The following is a 2,900-nucleotide window of genomic DNA, read 5'->3' on the forward strand; positions in this document are numbered from 1 at the left end:
CGGGCCATGGCCCTGACCGTCGTGATGATGGTGGTGGAGATCGCCGGTGGCTGGTGGTTCAACTCGATGGCGGTACTGGCCGACGGTTGGCACATGAGCTCGCATGCCTTGGCATTGGGGCTGGCCGCGTTCGCCTATGCCTGCGCGCGGCGGTACCGGGACGACCCGCGCTTCGCCTTCGGTACCTGGAAGATCGAGATCCTGGCCGGCTACACCAGTGCGATCCTGCTGCTGGGCGTGGCCGGGATCATGGCGTTCGAGTCGATCGCGCGGATGCTCAAGCCCAGCCCCATCCACTACCAGCAGGCCATCGCGATCGCGGTGGTGGGCCTGGCGGTGAACCTGCTGTGCGCGTGGTGGCTGCGCGACCAGCACGCGCACCATCATCATGGGCACGGTCATGACCACGACCACAGTCACCATCACGGACACGACCATCACCACCACCATCATGACCTGAACCAGCGCTCGGCCTACCTGCACGTGCTGGCCGATGCGGCCACCTCGGTGCTGGCGATCGTCGCCCTGCTGGGCGGGCTGTACTTCAACGCGTCCTGGCTGGACCCGCTGATGGGCATCGTCGGCGCGGTGCTGGTATCGGCCTGGGCCTGGGGACTGATCCGCCAGACCGGCCGCGTACTGTTGGATGCGGAGATGGATGCACCGGTGGTGGCCGAGATCCGCGAAGCGGTGGAGCAGGGTGACGTACCGGCGCGCATCAGCGACCTGCATGTCTGGCAGGTGGGTCGTGGGCGCTTTTCCTGCGCGATGGAAGTGGTGACCGCGCCGGGTGTCGGTGCGGACGTGTTCCACCGCGCGCTGTCGATCCATGAGGAGATCGTGCACGTGACGGTGGAAGTACGCAGCGCCGGCTAGGTGCGGCTGCTGCTGTTGCTTTCTCCCTTTCTTTGCGGAGCAACGGTGCAGGGCTGGAAGAGGGCGCGCGGTTGACGCGGTGATTGGGTCTGTCGTGAAAGGCACCCCTCCCCAGCCCTCCCCTGCTACGCAAGGGAGGGGGCGGTCATGCGTGCGCCTCAGATGATCCGCAGCGTGATGGCTTTCAGCACTGCCCGCGTACGGTCGCGGGTATCGAGCTTGTCCAGGATGGTCGATACGTAGTTCTTCACCGTGCCCTCGGCCAGGAACAGGCTGCCGGCGATCTCGCGGTTGCTGTAGCCGCCGGCCATCAACCGCAGTACCGCCACTTCCTTCTGGCTGAACAGCTCCTTCGGCGCGTCATCGGCGTGATAGCGGTAGCGCTGCCGCACCGGGTCGGTGCTGACCGGCTGCAGCAGGGTGGTGCCGGCGATGATGCGGTCGATGGCCTGGCGCAGGTCCTCCGGCGCGGCGTCCTTGAGCAGGAAGCCCTGTGCGCCGGCGTCGGTGGCGCGCAGCAGCAGGTCGCTTTCATCGAAGGTGGTCAGGAACAGGCAGGGCGTGACGTCGCCGCGCTCGCGCAGTGCCTGCAGTGCCTGGATGCCGTCCATGCCGGGCATGCGGATGTCCGAGACGATCAGCTGCACCGGTTGGTGCGGCAGCTGCTCCAGCAGGGCCTGGCCGCTGTCGGCCTCGAACACGATCTCCACGCCCTGCTGCTGCAGCAAGGCGCGCAGGCCGGCGCGGATCAGCGCCTGGTCGTCGACCAGGGCGATGCGGGGGCGGGTGCTCATGCCGGCAGCTCCACGTGGATGTGCAGTGCACCGGTGGCGGTGCGTTGCAGTTCCAGCGTGCCGTGCTGCTCCGCCACGCGCTCGCGCATGCCGGTCAGTCCGTTGCCTTCGCGCAGTTGGCCGCGCAGCCTGCCATCGTCGTGCATGTCCAGCAGCAATCTCCCTTCGTGTTGGTGCAGTGTCACCTGCAGGACCTGTGCCTCGCCATGGCGGGCGCTGTTGGTCAGCGCTTCCTGCACGCAGCGCAGCAGGGTTTCGGCCTTGGCGGTGGTGCCCACCTGCACCGCCTCGTCCATCGCCAGGTGCAGGCGGGGCCGCGGCAGCGGTGCGGCCAGCGCATGCAGCGCGGTGGCGATGTCGAGCTGGCCGCCGTCGCGCAGGGAATGCACCACCGCCCGGATGTCCCCCAGCAGTTCGGCCGAAAGCTGCTCGCACAGGGCCAGTTCGGCCGGCGCGTCGCTGCGCCCGGCCAGCGCGCGCAGCTGCAGGCGCAACGCGGTGAGCTTGTGGCCGGCCACATCGTGCAGTTCGCGCGAGAGCCGCAGCCGTTCGGCATCGCGCGAGCTTTCCGCGAGCAGGGCACGGGTGGCGAGCAGGTCGGCGTTGACCAGCGCCAGGCGGTCGCGTGCCTGCTCGGCGCTGTGCGCGTAGTGGGTGGTCAGCATGGCGAAGGCCTGGAAGCCGGCGAAGATCAGCACCACCACGCCGGCATGCGCGTGCACGTCGCGCAGGACCAGGTACATGCCCACGTTCACCGCGGCGATGAGCAGCAGCGTGATGCGCAGCGGCCAGGTGGCGGCGATCTGCGCGGCCAGCATCACCAGCAGGGCCGGCGCCACGCCGCTGTAGTGGGCCAGCCGGATCAGCGCCAGCGCGCTCACCGCTTCAACCAGCAGCAACACCTTGCGCTGCCAGGTCCGGTGCGGCAGCGCGGTGGCGACCAGGAAGGCTGCAAGGAACACCGCCGCGCAGCCCCAGCGCCACGGCAGCTGCGCGGCCTCGCCGTAGCGCAGGGTGAAGGCCACCGCCAGCCAGGTGAGCAGGCCGGCGAGGTTGAGGGGGTGGAGGAGTCCGCGCCAGCGCGGCAGAGGGCCGATTTCCATGCCGGCATGCTGGTGGCGCGCAACGCCGGCGGCAAGGGGGTGGATGCAGAAAGTGACTTCCGGCAGGGTCCGCGGGTGACTGCGGTGACTGCCCGTGCGCCGTCGCCTGCGCGAGCCTGTGTACCAG

At 69.1% G+C, this 2,900-nt stretch carries 3 protein-coding genes; 1 reads left to right on the plus strand and 2 read right to left on the minus strand.

The features are described 5' to 3' along the window. Positions 1 to 876: CDF family Co(II)/Ni(II) efflux transporter DmeF (gene dmeF / locus VA603_RS12495; protein ID WP_323439041.1), on the plus strand; the 876-nt coding region annotated here is incomplete at its 5' end. A 158-nt stretch (positions 877 to 1,034) separates the two neighbouring features. Here the strand turns inward: dmeF and VA603_RS12500 are convergent. Beyond that, a complete protein-coding gene (locus tag VA603_RS12500; RefSeq protein WP_323439042.1) occupies positions 1,035 to 1,670 on the minus strand; it encodes a response regulator transcription factor in 636 nt (211 codons plus the stop codon). Beyond that, the gene (locus tag VA603_RS12505) at positions 1,667 to 2,839 is read right to left on the minus strand and encodes a sensor histidine kinase (RefSeq protein WP_323439043.1); all 1,173 of its coding nucleotides are present in this window, start codon (positions 2,837 to 2,839) and stop codon (positions 1,667 to 1,669) included. Before VA603_RS12505 ends, VA603_RS12500 begins: the two co-directional genes overlap by 4 nt. Positions 2,840 to 2,900: the final 61 nt, after the last annotated feature.

This window comes from Stenotrophomonas capsici (genome assembly GCF_034961085.1).
Lineage (GTDB): Bacteria > Pseudomonadota > Gammaproteobacteria > Xanthomonadales > Xanthomonadaceae > Stenotrophomonas > Stenotrophomonas capsici.

What these genes read in the sequence shown, in the direction of transcription:
- VA603_RS12500 (WP_323439042.1), bottom strand. Translation starts at nt 1,670, where the DNA reads ATGAGCACCCGCCCCCGCATCGCCCTGGTCGACGACCAGGCGCTGATC.